Annotated in this window: 15 protein-coding genes; 8 read left to right on the top strand and 7 right to left on the bottom strand. The window is 58.7% G+C overall.

Translation table 11 applies throughout. The features are described 5' to 3' along the window. Position 1: 1 nt before the first annotated feature. The 5 genes from DBP26_RS22110 to arsH all read left to right on the top strand — a co-directional run bounded on the left by DBP26_RS22110 (position 2) and on the right by arsH (position 3,898). A complete protein-coding gene (locus DBP26_RS22110; RefSeq protein ID WP_108239655.1) occupies positions 2 to 664 on the top strand; it encodes a response regulator in 663 nt (220 codons plus the stop codon). Next, a complete protein-coding gene (locus DBP26_RS22105; protein WP_108239654.1) occupies positions 661 to 2,034 on the top strand; it encodes an ATP-binding protein in 1,374 nt (457 codons plus the stop codon). Before DBP26_RS22110 ends, DBP26_RS22105 begins: the two co-directional genes overlap by 4 nt. Positions 2,035 to 2,198: 164 nt before the next feature. Then, the gene (locus DBP26_RS22100) at positions 2,199 to 2,549 is read left to right on the top strand and encodes a metalloregulator ArsR/SmtB family transcription factor (RefSeq protein WP_108239653.1); all 351 of its coding nucleotides are present in this window, start codon (positions 2,199 to 2,201) and stop codon (positions 2,547 to 2,549) included. Positions 2,550 to 2,693: 144 nt separating this feature from the next. Continuing rightward, positions 2,694 to 3,164 carry an arsenate reductase ArsC gene (locus DBP26_RS22095; RefSeq protein WP_108239652.1) on the top strand — a complete coding sequence of 157 codons (471 nt, stop codon included), beginning with the start codon at positions 2,694 to 2,696 and terminating at the stop codon, positions 3,162 to 3,164. Continuing rightward, a complete protein-coding gene (gene arsH, locus DBP26_RS22090; RefSeq protein WP_108239651.1) occupies positions 3,164 to 3,898 on the top strand; it encodes an arsenical resistance protein ArsH in 735 nt (244 codons plus the stop codon). The genes DBP26_RS22095 and arsH overlap by 1 nt, the downstream gene beginning before the upstream one ends. 104 nt (positions 3,899 to 4,002) lie before the next feature. Here arsH and DBP26_RS22085 read toward each other — a convergent pair whose 3' ends face one another. From DBP26_RS22085 to DBP26_RS22075, 3 genes are all read right to left on the bottom strand, one after another. Continuing rightward, positions 4,003 to 6,810: a cation-transporting P-type ATPase gene (locus tag DBP26_RS22085; RefSeq protein ID WP_108239650.1), complete on the bottom strand. Its 2,808-nt coding sequence runs from the start codon at positions 6,808 to 6,810 to the stop codon at positions 4,003 to 4,005. 8 nt (positions 6,811 to 6,818) lie between these two features. Then, positions 6,819 to 9,320 (bottom strand): phosphoketolase family protein, encoded by a 2,502-nt coding sequence (locus DBP26_RS22080; RefSeq protein WP_108239649.1) that lies wholly within the window; start codon positions 9,318 to 9,320, stop codon positions 6,819 to 6,821. 61 nt (positions 9,321 to 9,381) lie between these two features. Further along, entirely contained in the window at positions 9,382 to 10,587 is a 1,206-nt protein-coding gene (locus tag DBP26_RS22075; protein ID WP_108239648.1) for a propionate kinase, read from the bottom strand. A 191-nt stretch (positions 10,588 to 10,778) separates the two neighbouring features. Here DBP26_RS22075 and DBP26_RS22070 point away from each other — a divergent pair, with 191 nt between their 5' ends. Continuing rightward, the gene (locus tag DBP26_RS22070; RefSeq protein ID WP_108239647.1) at positions 10,779 to 11,348 is read left to right on the top strand and encodes a GNAT family N-acetyltransferase; all 570 of its coding nucleotides are present in this window, start codon (positions 10,779 to 10,781) and stop codon (positions 11,346 to 11,348) included. Between the two features lie 53 nt (positions 11,349 to 11,401). Here the strand turns inward: DBP26_RS22070 and DBP26_RS22065 are convergent, their stop codons facing one another. Next, positions 11,402 to 12,313 carry a universal stress protein gene (locus DBP26_RS22065; RefSeq protein WP_256600847.1) on the bottom strand — a complete coding sequence of 304 codons (912 nt, stop codon included), beginning with the start codon at positions 12,311 to 12,313 and terminating at the stop codon, positions 11,402 to 11,404. Positions 12,314 to 12,716: 403 nt separating this feature from the next. Between DBP26_RS22065 and DBP26_RS22060 the strand changes: the two genes are divergently transcribed. Next, a complete protein-coding gene (locus DBP26_RS22060) occupies positions 12,717 to 13,454 on the top strand; it encodes a helix-turn-helix domain-containing protein (RefSeq protein ID WP_108239646.1) in 738 nt (245 codons plus the stop codon). Here the strand turns inward: DBP26_RS22060 and DBP26_RS22055 are convergent. Continuing rightward, a complete protein-coding gene (locus tag DBP26_RS22055; RefSeq protein WP_108239645.1) occupies positions 13,441 to 14,379 on the bottom strand; it encodes a universal stress protein in 939 nt (312 codons plus the stop codon). The two genes, DBP26_RS22060 and DBP26_RS22055, sit on opposite strands and share 14 nt — an antisense overlap. A 205-nt stretch (positions 14,380 to 14,584) precedes the next feature. Here DBP26_RS22055 and DBP26_RS22050 point away from each other — a divergent pair, with 205 nt between their 5' ends. Then, positions 14,585 to 15,007 (top strand): potassium channel family protein, encoded by a 423-nt coding sequence (locus tag DBP26_RS22050; RefSeq protein WP_108239644.1) that lies wholly within the window; start codon positions 14,585 to 14,587, stop codon positions 15,005 to 15,007. Between the two features lie 44 nt (positions 15,008 to 15,051). Here DBP26_RS22050 and DBP26_RS22045 read toward each other — a convergent pair whose 3' ends face one another. Continuing rightward, complete coding sequence (locus tag DBP26_RS22045) at positions 15,052 to 16,035, bottom strand: zinc-dependent alcohol dehydrogenase family protein (RefSeq protein ID WP_108239643.1); 984 nt, start codon at positions 16,033 to 16,035, stop codon at positions 15,052 to 15,054. Positions 16,036 to 16,080: 45 nt separating this feature from the next. Continuing rightward, positions 16,081 to 17,007, bottom strand: a complete 927-nt coding sequence (locus DBP26_RS22040; RefSeq protein WP_108239642.1) for a universal stress protein — start codon at positions 17,005 to 17,007, stop codon at positions 16,081 to 16,083. Positions 17,008 to 17,012 lie beyond the last annotated feature (5 nt).

Genomic DNA, 17,012 nt, shown 5'->3' with positions numbered 1-17,012 from the left:
CATGCGTCTGCTGTTGATCGAAGATGATGTTGCGCTGGGTGAAGGAATACATCAGGCGTTGAGTCGAGAGGGTTATACCGTCGATTGGGTGAAAGACGGCAGCAGCGCGCTGCATGCGCTGCTCAGCGAAGGGTTCGATCTGGCGATACTTGACTTGGGGCTGCCCAGGCTCGATGGGCTGTCGGTGCTACGGCGCCTGCGAGAGAGCGGTTCTGCTCTGCCTGTGTTGATTCTCACCGCGCGGGATGCCACCGAAGATCGCATTGCCGGCCTTGACGCAGGTGCTGACGATTACTTGATCAAGCCCTTCGACCTCAATGAACTCAAGGCGCGGCTGCGCGCTCTGCTGCGACGCAGTGCCGGGCGCGCGCAGGTGGCGATCGAGCACGCCGGCATCCGTCTCGACCCTGCGACGCAGCAAGTGAGCTATCACGCAGCGCCCGTCTCTCTCACCCCTAAGGAGTACCAGCTATTGCATGAGCTGCTGTCCCCTCCCGGCCGAGTAATGACTCGCGAGCGCCTGACCCAGTTGCTTTACGGTTGGAACGAAGAAGCGGACAGCAACACCCTGGAGGTGCACATTCATCATCTGCGCAAGAAGTTTTCCAGTGAACTGATTCGCACCGTCAGAGGGGTCGGCTATCTGGTGGAGGATCGCCTTTGACCTCGATACGTCGCCGTACCCTGACGCTCATCATTGGCCTGGTACTCAGCGGGCTGACGATCCTGACGCTGACCAATGTCCATGACAGCAACCACGAGATCGCCGAGGTCTACGACGCGCAACTCGCCACCAACGCCCGGCTATTGCAAGGGGTGATGCGCATGCCACTGGCGCGTCAGGAGCACGCCCAACTGTATCAGGCGTTCAACCAGGCCTTGAGCCAGGCAGACCCCAAGGTCAATGGCCATCCTTACGAAAGCAAGATCGCCTTTCAGGTGTGGGATCTCCAAGGCAACCTGCTGGTGCACACCCCCAGCGCGCCAACCCTGACGCGTGCGCCGACCTACACCGGGTTCAGCGACATCAATGATCTGGGCAAACATCAGTGGCGCACTTTTGTGCTCAAGGACGAGTCGCATGACCTGCTGATCTGGGTGGGCGAGCGCGATGACGTGCGCTCCGATCTGGTCAACCGGATCGTCCGCCATACCGTCTTGCCCAACCTGGTCGGCAGCCTGCTGTTGATGGCCGCCATCTGGTTCGCCATTGGCTGGGGGTTGAAGCCATTGGCCGGATTGGCCGCTACGTTACGTGGTCGTCATCCTGGATCACTGGAGCCTCTGCAGCTTGCGCCGTTACCCAGCGAGCTCGAACCGATGCAGGCGGCCCTGAATCGGTTACTCGGACAGATTCAGGAACTGTTGAGCCGCGAGCGGCGTTTCATCGCCGATGCGGCCCACGAGATGCGCACGCCGCTTGCGGTGCTCCGGGTACATGCTCAAAACGTACTGGAGGCGCAAAACGACGAGGAACGAAGGGAGTCACTGAACTACCTTGTCGTGGGTGTTGATCGAACGACACGGTTAGTCAATCAACTGTTGACGATTGCCCGGCTCGAACCGGGTACCAATCCGGTCAAGGCGCAGCAGGGAGATCTTGTGGCCTCCGTACGCGAAAGCCTTGCGCAGCTCACACCCTGGGTCTTGAGCCGGGGGGTGGAACTGTCCTTCGAGTGCGACGAGCAGACGCATCCGCTGAACACTGACTTCGCGGCGATCGATATCGCGCTGCAGAACCTTATTACGAATGCAGTGAATTTCTCGCCAAAAGGCGGCCAAATCAATGTCGTCCTGACGTTTAAAAACGACGGTTTTGAATTGAGCGTCGCGGATCAAGGGCCCGGCATCAGTGAGTCTGATCGTGAACGGCTTTTCGAGCGCTTCTACAGCAAAGGTAACGACCACGGGGTCGGGCTCGGTCTTGCCATCGTGAAGACAGTCGCAGTACGCCTCAGCGGTGCAGTTCGACTGGAAAACAGAGTACCTACAGGATTGGTTGCCATCCTCGCGGTTTCCGTCGGGGCGCAATAGTGTGGGTGGGCTAGCGATCCAGAATGTCTGGAAGAGCATCGAGGGCCCGCCATCGAATCGGACAATCGCCTCGTAGGAGGCACTATCAGAACCCGTAGGTCTTCCTACGAACATAATAAATCTGTAGATTCGCATATACGAGTAACCGAATATGTTGATTGGCCATGCCCTTCCAGCCCCACACCTTCTTCAAATGTCTCGGTGATGAAACCCGTGCCCGGATCATGCTCATGCTCGCTGCCGAGGGGGAGCTATGTGTCTGCGAGCTGATCTGCGCTCTCGACGATCACCAACCAAAAGTCTCCCGACACCTTGCACAGTTGCGAACCTGCGGGCTGCTGGAGGATCGCCGTCAGGGGCAGTGGATCTATTACCGCCTCCATCCAGAACTGCCTCAATGGGCAGTGCATGTACTCCAAACGACGTATGAGGCTAACCGTTCGTGGTTAGGCGATGACCGAGGTCGCCTCGCTTCCATGGAAGGCCGCCCGGTACGCCAGGTTGCCTGCTGCTGAGTGTTTATGGAGAACTGACATGCTGCTGGCAGTTTCAATATTTCTGGTCACGCTTGCCCGGTCGGCCGCGGACTCACCTTTCCATTCTTGCGACAGTGGCAGTACTTGCCTTGGGTTTAAGCATCAGCGCGTAGGAATCAGTTTATGAAAATCTTGTTCATGTGTACGGCCAATAGCTGCCGCAGCGTCTTGTCCGAGGGGCTATTCAATCATGTAGCCCCGGACGGATTCACAGCCATCAGTTCGGGCAGCTTCCCAAGCGGCAAACTCAATCCGCGTGCGGTGAGCACTCTGCAAGGACTGGGAATCGACACGTCCGGCCTGTACAGCAAAGGCTCGCAAGCCTTCGCAGACACACCCCCTGATGTCGTCATCACTGTGTGCGATAAAGCCGCCGGCGAGCCTTGTCCGGTGTATTTCGGCCCAGCAATCAAAAGTCATTGGGGGCTGTCCGACCCGTCCGAGGTAAACGGCACTGATGAAGATAGTCAGGCCGCATTCGATGCGACGGTTGAACACATCAAGAGGCGATTCTCCGCGTTCTTCACTTTGGATCTGAAAACGCTTCAAGGTGCGGATTTGAAGCAGGCCCTGGATCGGATCGGAGCACTGTGATGAGCGAGTTTGATAGGGATTCTGCCGACACCTTTCCAGCCCTTGATCTGTCGCTGATGGATTTCCCCAGCACCGATAAGCTGGGCCTGCCAGATGCGTCGACCGTCAAGCCACGAATCCTTCTTCTCTATGGATCGACCCGAGATCGGTCGTTCAGCAGATTGCTGACGCAGGAGGCGGCACGCCTTCTCCAACACATGGGTGCGGAGACGGTGATCTTCGATCCGTCCGGACTGCCGTTGCCGGATGACGCGCCGGTCGATCACCCTAAAGTGAAGGAGCTGCGCGATCTGGTGCTGTGGTCTGAGGGTCAGGTGTGGTGCTCCCCGGAGCGCCACGGCGCGATGTCCGCGGTGTTCAAAGCGCAGATCGACTGGATTCCGTTAACCATGGGCGCCGTGCGGCCTACCCAAGGCAAAACGCTCGCGGTGATGCAGGTGTGCGGCGGCTCGCAGTCCTTCAACACCGTGAATCAGATGCGTATTCTGGGTCGGTGGATGCGCATGTTGACCATCCCGAACCAGTCGTCGGTGCCCAAAGCGTATCTGGAATTCGATGAGGCAGACCGAATGAAGCCTTCGCCGTACTACGACCGTGTAGTCGATGTGATGGAAGAACTGATCAAGTTCACGCTGCTGGTTCGTGGCCGAGAGGACTATCTGATCGACCGCTACTCTGAACGGAAAGAAAGCGCGGAAGCTTTATCGGCCAGGGTGAACCAACGCTCCATCTAGACGGCGCTGATTGGCATGGGAGAGGGTTGGTACTACGGTGGAAAGCAGGGCATGGAGTACAGCCGAGTATCCGCAAAGTCGGGCTTGATCGTACGCCACGCCAATCAGTCCAAAGGGGGAGACTCCAGACCCATACCTCGGCAATCTCTGTCGAGCCACTTCATGCATTCGATAAACACCGCTGGCACGAAGGCGCAACCCAAGATCACCAACCAATCTGCCACACCCAGACAGACTGTCCCCAGCACCGCTTCCAGTAGCGGTACGTAGACCGCCATAAGCTGAAGCGACAGGCACCCCGCTACTGCTGCCCATAACCAGACGTTTGTGAAAAGCCGATCTGTCAATACAGGACGCCGGACCGATCGGGCACTGAAGGCGTGCAGAATCTGAACCAGCCCAAGCGTCATGAAAGCCACCGTCACCGCCCGCGGAATGTCGTGCGCCGTTCCTGGAAGGCCATAAAGCGTAAACGCAAACGCTGCCAACGTGCATGCCGCCAAGAGCACGCCCTGCCAACCGATCGTCAGCATCAGGCGACGGCTGATCAAGGCCCGACCTGGAGCGATCGGCTTGCGCTTCATGACACCAGGGGCCGATGTTTCCAGCGCGAGCGCGAGCGCTGGAAAGACGTCCGTGACGATGTTTAGCCACAGCACTTGCAACGGCAACAACGGCAATGGCCAGCCCGCCATGATCGCGATGAACACAGTCAGCAGCTCGGCCAGATTGCAAGAGAGCAGATAGTGGACGAACCGCAGGATATTGGCGTAAAGCATCCTGCCCTGCTCGACTGCCAGGACGATCGTCGCGAAGTTATCGTCGGTGATAATCATGTCCGCAGCTTGTCGAGCGACGTCAGTTCCACACAGGCCCATGGCAATGCCGATATCGGCCTGTCTTAACGCCGGCGCGTCGTTCACCCCGTCGCCGGTCATGGCGACGATCTGCCCTGCTGACTGGAGAGCCTTGACGATCTGCAGTTTGTGCCTGGGCTCGGCACGAGCGAAGACGTGGACCGCTCTGACTTGATCTGCAATGAGCCCTCGACCAGGGGCGTCCAGACTGCGACTGTGGCAAACACGGCACTGTTCCTCGTCGCCAAGCCCAACCTGTTGAGCGATCGCCTGAGCCGTGACGACCTGATCTCCTGTGATCATGACCACTTCGATACCCGCTTCCCGGCAGCGGGCTATCGCCGGGCGGGCCTCATCCCGTAATGGGTCGACTAGTCCGGCCAGTCCCAGAAACACCCATTGGTCGGAATCGGCTCCCGCTTCAGCGCTCGCCTGCTTCCCGCCAGAAGCTATCCGATGCGCGACCGCTAGCACCCGAAGCCCCTGTTCGGCAAGTGTCTCGTTGGCGTGCGCCCACCATTGTCGTCTCGCGGCCGTGAGAGAGCGTGGTCCTTGCGGCCCTGATTCCAGCCCACACAGATCAAGCATCACGCTCGGAGCGCCTTTGGCACATTCGAGGACCTGACCGTCGTTGGAGCGGTGCACGGTTTTCATGGATTTTGAGGCCGTGGAAAACGGCGACTCGGCCCACCGTGGGTACTCCGACTGGAGGGCCTTCACCTCGAAGCCGCCTTTTTCCGCCAGCACCAGCAGTGCCGCTTCCATGGGATCGCCACGGATGACATTCCGGCCATCGCGATGATCGACCATGGCGTCATTGCACAACGCAGCCGAACGGAGCAAGTCAAGGACGGCCAAGTCCCGGCGGACGTCTTGCACAACCCCCTCACTGTAAAATGTGCCTTCACTGTCGTAGCCAGCTCCGGTAATTTTCCAGCAGCGCTCGCCGACGATCAGAGTCTCGACTGTCATTTCGTTTCGCGTCAGCGTTCCGGTTTTGTCGGTGCATATGATCGTCGTCGACCCTAACGTCTCCACTGCACTGAGGTGGCGTATGATCGCCCCGCTTCTCGCCATGCGCAGCATGCCCAAGGCCAGCGTCATGGTTGAGACGGCAAGCAGGCCCTCCGGAACGGCCGCGATCGCCAACGAGATTGCCACTTGAAGCATGTCAATCAGCGGCAGGCCTTTGAATAACCCCGCGATGACCATGATCACGCATAACACGACAACGAGCACCGTGAGCACGTTACCCAACTGTTCGAGCTTTTTCGTCATCGGGCTGGGCTGTTTGTGGACCTGCGCGACCATCGTTCCGATGTCGCCCATCCGGCTTCGCTTGCCCGTCGAGGTCGCGAGCATCAGGCCGCGCCCACTGACAACGACCGTGCCCATGAACGCCATATTCTGAGCCTCAGCCATCGGAGGACAAGGTTGAGGCATCGATTCGGCCGTTTTCATGACCGCTACCGATTCGCCAGTCAGCGCAGATTCGTTGACCTGCAGATCGCGAGATTGGACTATCCGACCGTCAGCAGCGATCTTGTTGCCCGCGCTCAACACAAGCAGGTCGCCGGGCACCAGCAGATGGGCAGAAATGCCTTGCTGGATGCCATCGCGAATCACGTCACAAACGGCGGGTTCCTGAGACTGGAGACTGATCACACTCTGCTCGGCTTTCCATTCGGTAAAAAAACCGATCGCTGCATTCAGAGCGACGACTGCCATGATCATAACGGCCTCGGCGCCTTCCCCCATCCCGTAGGCCAAACCTGCGGCGACGGATAGCAGCAGGACGATGACACTTTTGAACTGGTCAAGCAGCGTCAGCAGGATCGAACGCCCGCGCGCGACCGGCAGACTATTGAATCCTATGGTGCTCAGTCGCCGTCCGGCCTCTTCCGCGCTCAATCCCTTGAGCTGGTCGGTTTTCAAAGACTCGGCAACTTGCTCGACATCCAGCGAAGGCCAGGGCGGCGATGCCTGCCGCCCACTTACATCCTTCGGAAAGCGCGATGCCGCGCTTTGTCGGACTGACCCCGTTGAAAAGGACATAAACGGCCTCAGTCATCGGTAAAAGGTTGCCTGTGTGCATGCTCATGCGCCATCGATGCCCCTTGCAGGCACTCGCTGAAGTCCACCGTCCACTGCCAATGGCGTATTTCGGGCAGGTCTGTGAAGTGCTCGCGAATCCATTCGTGATGACGAGTCAATTGGCTGCGAAAAAGATCGACTGCATCAACGCTTTGCTCCCTCAGCCGGGGCACATGGGACAAGGCATCCAGGGCCAGTTGATAGCGGCTCATGTTGTTAAGCACCACCATATCGAAAGGCGTTGTGGTGGTGCCTCGGTCGCTGAAGCCGCGGACGTGAAAGCGCGCCTCGTTGGCCCTGCCGTGAACCATGGAATGAATCACCCAAGTGGAGCCATGAAAGGCAAACATGACCGGGGCGTCAGCGGTAAACAACGCCTCGAACGACGGCTGATCGAAACCATGGGGGCGCGCTTCAGGTGTGCTGAGTACGCCAAGATCAACCACATTCACCAGACGTACGCGTATCTGGGGCACGTACTTCTGCAACAGCCAGCTTGCAGCGACGATCTCGGTCGTAGGCACGTCGCCTGCGCACGCCAGTACGATATCGGGTCGGTCATCGTGGTCGTTGCTCGCGAATGACCAGATCGAGGCGCCTCGGGAGCAATGCTCACGGGCCGCTTCAGGGCTGAGCCATTGGAAGTCCGGCTGCTTGCCGCATGTCACGACATTGACGTAATTGCGGCTGCGCAGGCAGTGCTCGAATACGTTGACCAGGCAGTTTGAATCCGGCGGGTAATACACCCGAACCACGTCAGCGCGCCGCTGCAGCACGTTATCGACAAACCCGGTGGATTGATGGCTGAAGCCATTATGGTCGTTACGCCAGGCGTGACTGGTCAGAAGAATGTTCAAAGACGCCAGCGGACGTCGCCAGGCGAACGCCTGGCTTTGCTGCAGCCACTTGGCGTGTTGGGTCACCATCGAGTCCACCGTTTGGGCGAAGGCTTCATAGGTTGACCACATGCCATGCCGCCCGGTCAGCAGATACCCTTCCAGCCACCCTTCGCAAAGGTGCTCGCTGAGGACTTCCATTACCCTGCCGTCGGGCGCCAGGTGATCGTCGACTTCAAGGCAGGGGCCTGGAGCGGTCCGATCGCTGGCAGCAAACACGGCGTTGAGGCGATTGGAGTTGGTTTCATCCGGGCCGAACACCCTAAAATTGTCCGGGTTGTAACGCATTACGTCCCGCAGGTATTCACCCAGTTTGCGCGGTGCCTCAGCCATAACCTGCCCAGGCGCTGGCACCTGCAGTCCGTAATTCGCGAGATCGGGAAGGTCGAGCGCTGTCAGGCGACGACCGCCGTTCACATAAGGCGTTGCGCCCATGCGCAACGCGCCTGGCGGATTCAGCGCTTGCAGGTCGGCACACAAACGGCCGTCGGCATCGAACAAGGTTTGCGGCTCGTAACTGCGCAGCCAGTCGTCTAACTGCTGCAAGTGTCGAGGGTTACCGGTAACGTTGGCCAGAGGTACCTGATGTGCCCGGAACGTGCCCTCCACCGGCAGTCCATCGACTATCTTCGGCCCCGTCCAGCCCTTGGGGCTGCGCAAGATGATCATCGGCCAGCGAGGCCGCACCTCGCCCCCCTGCTCCCTCGCCTGGCGCTGTATTTGCACAATGCGGTCATAACTGGTGTTCAGCGCCAAAGCAAAACGCTGGTGCATTCCCGGCAAGTCGTCCCCTGCCACGATGATCGGCAGATAGCCGCGCCCACGATACAGACTTACGAGGTCTTCATCCGAACACCGAGCCTCCACCGTCGGGCCGGAAATCTTGTAGCCATTGAGGTGAAGAATCGGCAGCACTGCGCCGTCGCGACGGGGATCGAGGAAATGAATACTCTTCCAACTGCCCTCAAGCGGCGCTGTTTCCGACTCGCCATCGCCGATGACGCAAGCCACCAGCAGCTCGGGATTGTCGAACGCGGCACCGAAAGCGTGTACAAGCGAATAGCCCAATTCGCCGCCTTCATGCAACGAGTTGGGCGTGTGTGGCCCGCAGTGGCTGGGTACGCCGCCCGGCGTCGAGAAACTGCGAAACAACCTGAGCAGGCCAGCTTCGTCTGCCGTAACGTGCGGATGCATCTCGCTGTACGTGCCCTCGAGCCAGGCACAGGCGTTCATCGCCGGGCCACCATGTCCCGGGCCAGAAATGAACAGTGTCGAAACCCTTCGCTCGCTGATCAAACGGTTCAGATGGACGTAGATGAACGTCTGGCCCACTGAAGTGCCCCAGTGGCCGAGCAGACGTGGTTTGATGTCGTCCGCCCGCAGAGGCCGACGCAACAGTGGATTGGCGCATAAGAAAATCTGCCCGACGCATAAATAGTTCGCAGCACTCCAGTAGCGGTGCATGCCAGCCAGAAGCTGCGCCGACAGCGGGCCGCCCGTGCAAGGCTCGGCCTGAGGCGAAGGGACATTCGCTGAAACATCGACCGTGGACAGCTGAGGGTTGAAACGATACATGAGACCTCCGTAAATAGAGCGACGCGGTACCGATCGCGCTGTCCACCATCTCGCGCACACTTCAGGCCGGGTGGCTGATGAGCTTAAGCGCATGGCGAGCCATGACCAGATTTTCGTCAGTGGCAATAACCCAGGCGTTGACGCCATTGGCCTGAGAGGATGGGCGACTGGGGCCCCTGCGCTCCCCCCGGTCCGGTTGCAAGCCCAGCCATCGACATCCCTCCAGAATCCCCTGCCGGACCTGGGTGGCATGCTCACCTACCCCGCCTGTGAACACCAAAGCGTCGACGCCACCGAGGACCGCAGCCAGCATGCCGATCTCGCGCACCACGCTGCGGATAAATAAATCAATGGCCGCTCTCGCCTCGCAAGCCTCGCTGGCAAGCAGCTCCCGTACGTCACCGGAGATTCCGCCCGACACTCCCAACAACCCGCACCGGTCATAGAGCAGTCGTTCGAGCGCGGCGACGCTCATACCTTTTTCGCGCATCAGATACAGCAAGATTCCGGGATCAATGCGACCAGGACGCGTCGCCATCAGCGCGCCGTCGAGGGTCGAGAAGCCCATGGTCGTGGCCCGGCTGACTCGGTTGATCATGCCGCACAGACTGGCGCCGCTGCCTAGATGCGCAACGATCGTGCGCCCAGCGGCAGCCCGAGGGTCGTATTGCGGCAACACACTGGCAATGTATTCGTAGGACAGACCGTGAAATCCGTAGCGACGCAAACCCTGGTTGGTGAACGACTGCGGCAGCCCGAACGATCTCTCCAGAGGGTCTAGGGTGTGATGAAAAGCCGTATCGAAACAGGCGTATTGCGCTAGGTCCGGATGCCTTTCGCTCAACCAGGCAACCGGCGCCAGGCATTGCGCTTGATGCAAGGGTGCGAGCGGCGTCAGTGCTCGCAGATCCGCCATGACTTCGGGATCGATACGCAATGCAGTGTCCTGGCGGTCGCCGCCGTGCACGACTCGATGGACCGCAGCCACTATGTCCCAGCCATGTTGAGCCTCGATCCATGACATGAGCCGCGACAGGTCGGCGTGGGACGATGACGCATCATCGACAGGCCATACCGCTACTTGCCGCAGCTCACTGTCTGGAGCGCCGAAGGTCAGATGATCGTGGTCCCGTTTGCGCGTGAAGGTGCCGTTTCCCAAACACTGAGGACCGGACCAGCGACTGACCGTGATGGGGTATAGCGAAAACTTGAACCCCGAGGATCCGGCATTCAAGACCAGCAGTGCACGCCTCGACGTTTGCGACATTCCACGCTCCCGCTCTAATGTCCGGCTCCTGAGCGGCCCGGATCGATCACGCTTGTGCAGACGAGCCAACCAGTGGTCAGTCTGCAGTGCGAAACCGTGAAGGTATTGATCTGGATCAGAAATCGCCCTCGGGGAAGGGGTAAACAGACAATCAGCGAGTCTGTGTTTCTCCCGACCGTGAGGGCTTCATCATGAGCGCAACGTCCGCCAAATCCGCCGCCGAGCAAGTTGGCACAACCGACATCAACAGTCGGCATTGGATCGACCCGTTGAACGACGGCAGTCACGTGTTGATCAGGCCGCTTGAGGCGAAAGATCGGGACCGAGAGTTCGCCTTCATCAAGGGCCTGTCTCCCGAATCTCGGCATTTCCGGTTTCTGGGCACGATCAAAGAGCCCAGCGATTCGATGTTGAATCAATTGATGGACGTCGATTATCACCAACGTATGGCGTACATCGCGCTGTTCATGGAAGGCGGTCAGTTACAGGAGATCGGCGTGGCCCGTTATGCCGCCGCACCCGGTGACCGCACTTGTGAATCGGCAGTGGTGGTCGCAGACCGTTGGCAAAACAAAGGACTCGGGAAACGCTTGATGGACCACTTGATCGACGCGGCCAAAGCCAATGGCTTCGAGTGCATGATCTCGATAGATTCAGCTGCCAATGCACACATGCGTCGGCTGGCCGACTGTCTGGGATTCGAATGCCACAAGGACCCCCTTGACGCGACCCAGGTGGTTTACCGCCTGAAACTGCACTGAGGCCCGGACCCTACGCGCCGCCTCCTGTAGGCAGCGCGTAATATCTGTGTTGGTCAGGCGCCCTGCTGGCGAGGATTGACCGTCAGCACGCTGCAGCGCATGTGCGCCGCCACTTGCTCGGTCGTGCTGCCGAGCAATCGGGTGACGTCATCGCGATGCACGGTCCCCATCACAACGACATCAATACCTTCGGCCTGGGCGAAGTCTTCTATGCAGCGCGCCGGGCGGCCCGTCATGAGGTGCCTGCGCTCCCAAGGCACGCCGAATCGTTGCGCCAGTTGTTCCATTGCCTGTTCTTGTTCCGCGTACAACGTCTCGGCCAGGCTCGACGAAAACCCTTTGTAACCTTGAGAGGCGAATGCGTACGAGAGATCGTAGGCATAGAGCATGTGTAATTCGGCCTCGCACTGGGCCGCCAGTTGTTCAGCAGCACGGATGATCGCGCCATTGATGTCATCGAATTGTTCATGGGGACGAAATGGATCGACCGCTGCCAGAATTTTTTGCGGTTTCGGATGGGTCACTTCCGCCACGAGGTGCAACGGTGTCGGACAATCGGCAAGCAACCGGAGGTCGAGCGACGTGAATATTGCGCGCGTGAGCCAGGACTGATGCTCCAGGTCTTTTATTACCATGGAAGGGTTCAACTCGCGGATATGGGTGAGGATTTCGTTCAGGAGTTGGTTGGCCCAGACGAACTCCGTTGTGACGGTGACACCCGAAGCACGAATCGATCTCGCCTCGTTTTCAAGCCATTGATGTTGTCGGTCCAGCCAAGCTTGCCGCAACAGAGCGAGCACGCTTTCGTTGACCAGACTGGCAGTGGCCAGTCCATCGGACTGACCAAATGCGACGATGTGCAGTGGCACATCCATCGCCTGCGCCAAGGCAGCGGCACGGTCGAATGCAGACGTTTTACGACTGGATGACGGAGCAATCAGCATGAGACGTTCAGCAGCGGACATGGAAGTACCTCCCCACTCGGGTTAAGCCTGGACTGTTATCGTCCCGGCGATTTTTCAAGGCAGGCCATACTATTATCCGAGCCCGAGCAGGCTGTTTGACTTAAATCAAACCGTGACGGTGTAACACTGAATTAACAATTTGGCTTTTCAGGTGGGGAACATCCGACTGCGGAGAATAATCAGCGCAGTTGACCGAACGAAGCGAGCAGCCTAGATATCCAAACGTGCGTACACCGCACTTCAAACGGATCTAAGTTGATGACGTGGTATACAGTTCCGCGCCGTATCCTCCCTTTTCACTTGCTGCAGCCACCACCTATCCGTAAAAACTGCACCTTATCTTTACGGTAAGAAGGACCGGTCCTATGCTGGATTTCTGATCCAATACCCAGGAGGACGAGTGATGTCTGCTCTACGACCCCTATCGAAAACCACCTGCTCGAGTTGTGGCGTCCGAGAGCTTTGCTTATCAGTGGGCATGACCAGCGAAGACAGCGAACGCTTGTCCAAAATCGTTCCGCAGCGAGTTCGCGTCCGAAAGGGGGCGGCGTTGTTTCATGCTGGAGACCCCCTGCGCGCCTTGTACGCCGTGCGTTTCGGCTTCTTTAAAACCACGCTTTCGTCGGAAGACGGTCGTGAACAGCTCACCGGCTTTTATATGGGCGGAGAGTTGTTGGGTGTCGACGGTATCAGTGACAACGTGCATGTGTGCGATGCAATCGCACTGGAGGACAGCGAAGTATGTCCGATTCAATTCAATCAACTTGAGAAGCTCGCCCGCGAACTTCCTTCTTTACAACATAACCTTAACCGTATCCTGAGCCGCGAGATTGTTCGCGACCATGAAATGTTGTTGCTCATGGGCAATCTCAACGCCGAGGAGCGACTTGCTGCGTTCTTGCTTAATCTCTCCACGCGCATGTTTACGCGTGGTTATTCTCCGACGGCCTTTGTACTACGCATGACCCGCGAGGACATCGGCTCCTATCTTGGTTTACGTCTGGAGACTATCTGCAGAGCCATCGCCTATTTGCGCGACAAGGGCGTTGTCAGAGTTTCCGGCAGAGCGGTAGAGATCCTCGATATTGAGAAACTGCGTGCTATGGTCAACGGGTGTGCGCGGGACGCTAAACGAGGTTGATGCTGGCAGGACTTTCCGGAGACTTGACAATCAACATGCTGCAGGGTGCATGTCCCAGCAGCACCTCAGCGGTGTCGCCCATGCTGCGCACGCGGTCGTGGCGGCCGAGAGTACCCATGACCAACAAATCGAAACCGTCCTGGCGGGCGAAGCCGTCCACCACACTCAATGGCGTGCCAGAGATGAAATGCCGGTGGCGGCTGTCTATCCCATGGCCGTCGCACAGCAGATTGAACGATTCCTCGTGGGCGTCCGCCAGCGCTTCGCGAAAACCGGTTTCGATCGGCATCGAGCCCAGCCAAGGCATGCCCGCAGCGTAAATGGTCGCCCAGTCATAGACATAAATCACGTGCAGACTGGCCTGGCACATCGCAGCAAGGGAACTCGCGGCGCTCAAGATCTGATCGTTCAGACGCAAATCAATGTCCTCGCTGCGATACAGGTTGACCGCGGCAAGGATTTTCAGAGGCAAGCGATGCGGGCCAGGGCTCACGAACTGCAGCGGACACTTGCAATCGCGGATCAGGTGCCAGTCCAGGGGCGTTGAGAACAGCCGTTTCAACGTCGACTCATGGTGCACATCCTTGATCAGCATGGCCGGCTGCAGTCTCCTGACGCAGTCAATGATTTCCTGATAGGTGGGATGACTCCAGATCACTTCCACGCTGCAGTCCAGGCCCTGCTCGCGCTCGAAGGCTGCCTCTTGCTCCAGCCAGCGCCGATGGGTCTGCAGATAACCGTCACGCAAGGTGGGGACGGTGTCCTGGCTAAACAGTCCCAACAGCTCCAGCAGCCGTATGTAGTCCAGCGCAACGATCTGCAGGCTCATGCCACCAGCGCGAGCCAACGCGACTGCCCGTTCGAAGGCAGCAGTGCGCTCCATGCGGGATGACGCGATTAGCAACAAACGGGGCGACTCGTTCATGGCAACCTCAGACGTAGGTTAGAACCTGACACCGCCGTGCAAAGCCGTCGGCGGCGCATTCATGATCAGTGTGGAGATTGGCTCGGGCGTGGAATTGATGCAGATCATAATTTCCCCATGCAAGGCAGGCAGTCGGCCGGATGATCTGCGTCAACGTTTGTGGCCTCGCCCCATCGCAGACTGATGAGGTCCGGGAGAACATGTCATGATCTTCGCCACCTTCATCAACTTTTTGATCATCACCAGCGCCGTCTTCGTTCACTACGAGTGCCTGCTGCGATTGAACCTGTTGATGCCGGCGCTAAACATCTGGCACCGATTCAGAGTGGTGTTCGGTGTATTGGGCGCCCTGGTGGCCCATGCCATCGAAGTGTGGATATTCGCATTGGGCTATTACCTGATGAACGCTTCCGACAGCATGGGCAAGCTGACGGGCAACCATGACGGCAGCTTTCTGGACTCGGTGTACTTTTCTTTCACCACCTTCACGACCATCGGTTTTGGCGACATAACTCCCATCGGCCCGCTGAAGTTTTTGACGGGACTGGAAGCCTTGACCGGCCTCGTGCTGATCACTTGGACGGCCTCCTTCCTTTTCATCGAAATGCAGAAGTATTGGAAGAAATGACCTACTGTGCATGTTGCCGGCACGACTCACAGGTGTTCCTCCGGTTAAGGAATCAGCACCGCAGCGCCCTGCAGATTGCCATTGCGTAGATCGTCGAGGGCCTGGTTAGCCTGCTGCAAGGGATAGGGTCGGGTGTGAGTGGCAATGTCCATCGATGCGGCATACTGCAAGAACGTCACGCCGTCTTCTCGGGTGAGATTCGCGACCGACAGCAGCGAACGCTCCTCCCACAGCAAGCGATAGGCAAAGGCTGGAATGTCGCTCATGTGTATGCCTGCGCATACCACCCGCCCACCTTTGCGCACAGCCCTCAGCGCCACGGGAACCAATGCGCCGACAGGCGCGAAGATGATCGCCGCATCCAGCGGCTCCGGCCCGTGTTCATCCGAACCGCCTGCCCAGATCGCCCCCAATTGTCGGGCGAACGTGCACGCCGCCACGTCACCTGGGCGGGTAAAGGCGAAGACCTCCCTTCCCTGCGCGATCGCCACTTGAATGATGATGTGAGCCGCGGCGCCGAAGCCATACAACCCCAGGCGTCTGCCGTGGCCTGCCATGCTCAGCGCTCGCCAGCCGATCAGCCCCGCGCACAGCAGTGGCGCAAGGGACTCGTCCGAGCCGCGCTCTCCGAGAGGGAAGACATAGCGCTGATGGGCAACGACCGCCGTGGCAAATCCCCCATCGAGGGTGTAACCGGTGAAGCCCGGACGGTCGCACAGATTCTCGTGCCCGCTCAGACAATAGGCACACGCGCCACATGTCAGTCCCAGCCAGGGCACGCCGACGCGCTGGCCGAGAGCCAACCCATTGGCGCCTCTACCCAGCGCTGTGATGCGCCCAACAATTTCATGCCCTGGAATCAGCGGCAGATGGGGATGCGCAAGTTCGCCATCAACGACGTGCAAATCCGTTCGGCAAACGCCGCAAGCACCCACTTCGATCAAAACCTGATCATTGCCGGGCAGCCGGTCAGGCAATCGGGTGTACACCAGCGGGGTCCCAGGGGCGCGCAGCAACATGGCGTACATACGAAGCCTCCGAATGTTTCTGCTCGATGTTCGGCTCCAGCCGGCTCATACCTGCGCGCGTGGCGTTTCGTCAGCTCGCGGGATAACGGTGAGCAGGCTGCTGGGTAAATGGTTGACCAGGTGTGCAGTGGTACTGCCCAGTAATCGGTTCATCCAATCACGGTGTGCGGTGCCCATAACGACGACGTCGATGTCGTGGTCGTTCATGAACGACTCGATCACCTGCACAGGATTTCCGGTGACAAGGTGCCTGCACTCTGCCGGTACGCCGAAAAGGTCGGCGAAAAAGCTAAACGCCCGTTGCTGGTTCTCATATAACTCATCCATGACCGCGTTCCGATATCCGGAACCTCCATCGAGGGAGTGGATATAGGACAAATCGTAGGCATGCAGCAGGTGCAACTGAGCATCGCACTGCTCGGCAAGGCGCAGAGCTGTGATGATGATCTGATCGTTCAGGTGTGCGAAATGATCGTCGACCCGAAACAGGTCCACGGCGGCCAGAATCTTGCGTGGAATGCCATGCCGCACGCTGGCGACCAAATGCACCGCGACCGGGCAATCATGCAGCAATCGTCTGTCCAACGAGGTAAAGAAGGCGCGTGACAGCCACGACTCGTGGTGCAGATCTTTGATCACCAAGGTCGGATTGATACCTCGGACATGCGCGAGTATCTCGTCGAATGGCTTAGCCACCCAGACCACTTCTGTCGTGACTTGCACCCCCAGGTGTCTGATGCCATCGGCTTGCATCTCCAGCCAGTGACGATGCCTGTCCATGTAACCCTCGCGCATGACATGGATCGCCTCATCGTTGGCGAGCGCAGCTTTAGCGACGCCTTCGACGTAGTCGAACGCCACTATATGAAGAGAAGCCGATTTGACTTTTGCCAACGCAGCTGCGCGGTCGAAGGCTGGCGTGCGGTTCATCCGTGGTGGAGCAATGAGTAACAAGCGTTCGATCTCGGCCATCTCGC

Origin of the sequence: Pseudomonas sp. RIT409, from assembly GCF_003052515.2 — a bacterium.
In the GTDB taxonomy this organism is placed as follows: Bacteria; Pseudomonadota; Gammaproteobacteria; order Pseudomonadales; family Pseudomonadaceae; genus Aquipseudomonas.
Note: the sequence above shows the minus strand (reverse complement) of the source record. Positions and strands in the feature narration are given on the sequence as shown.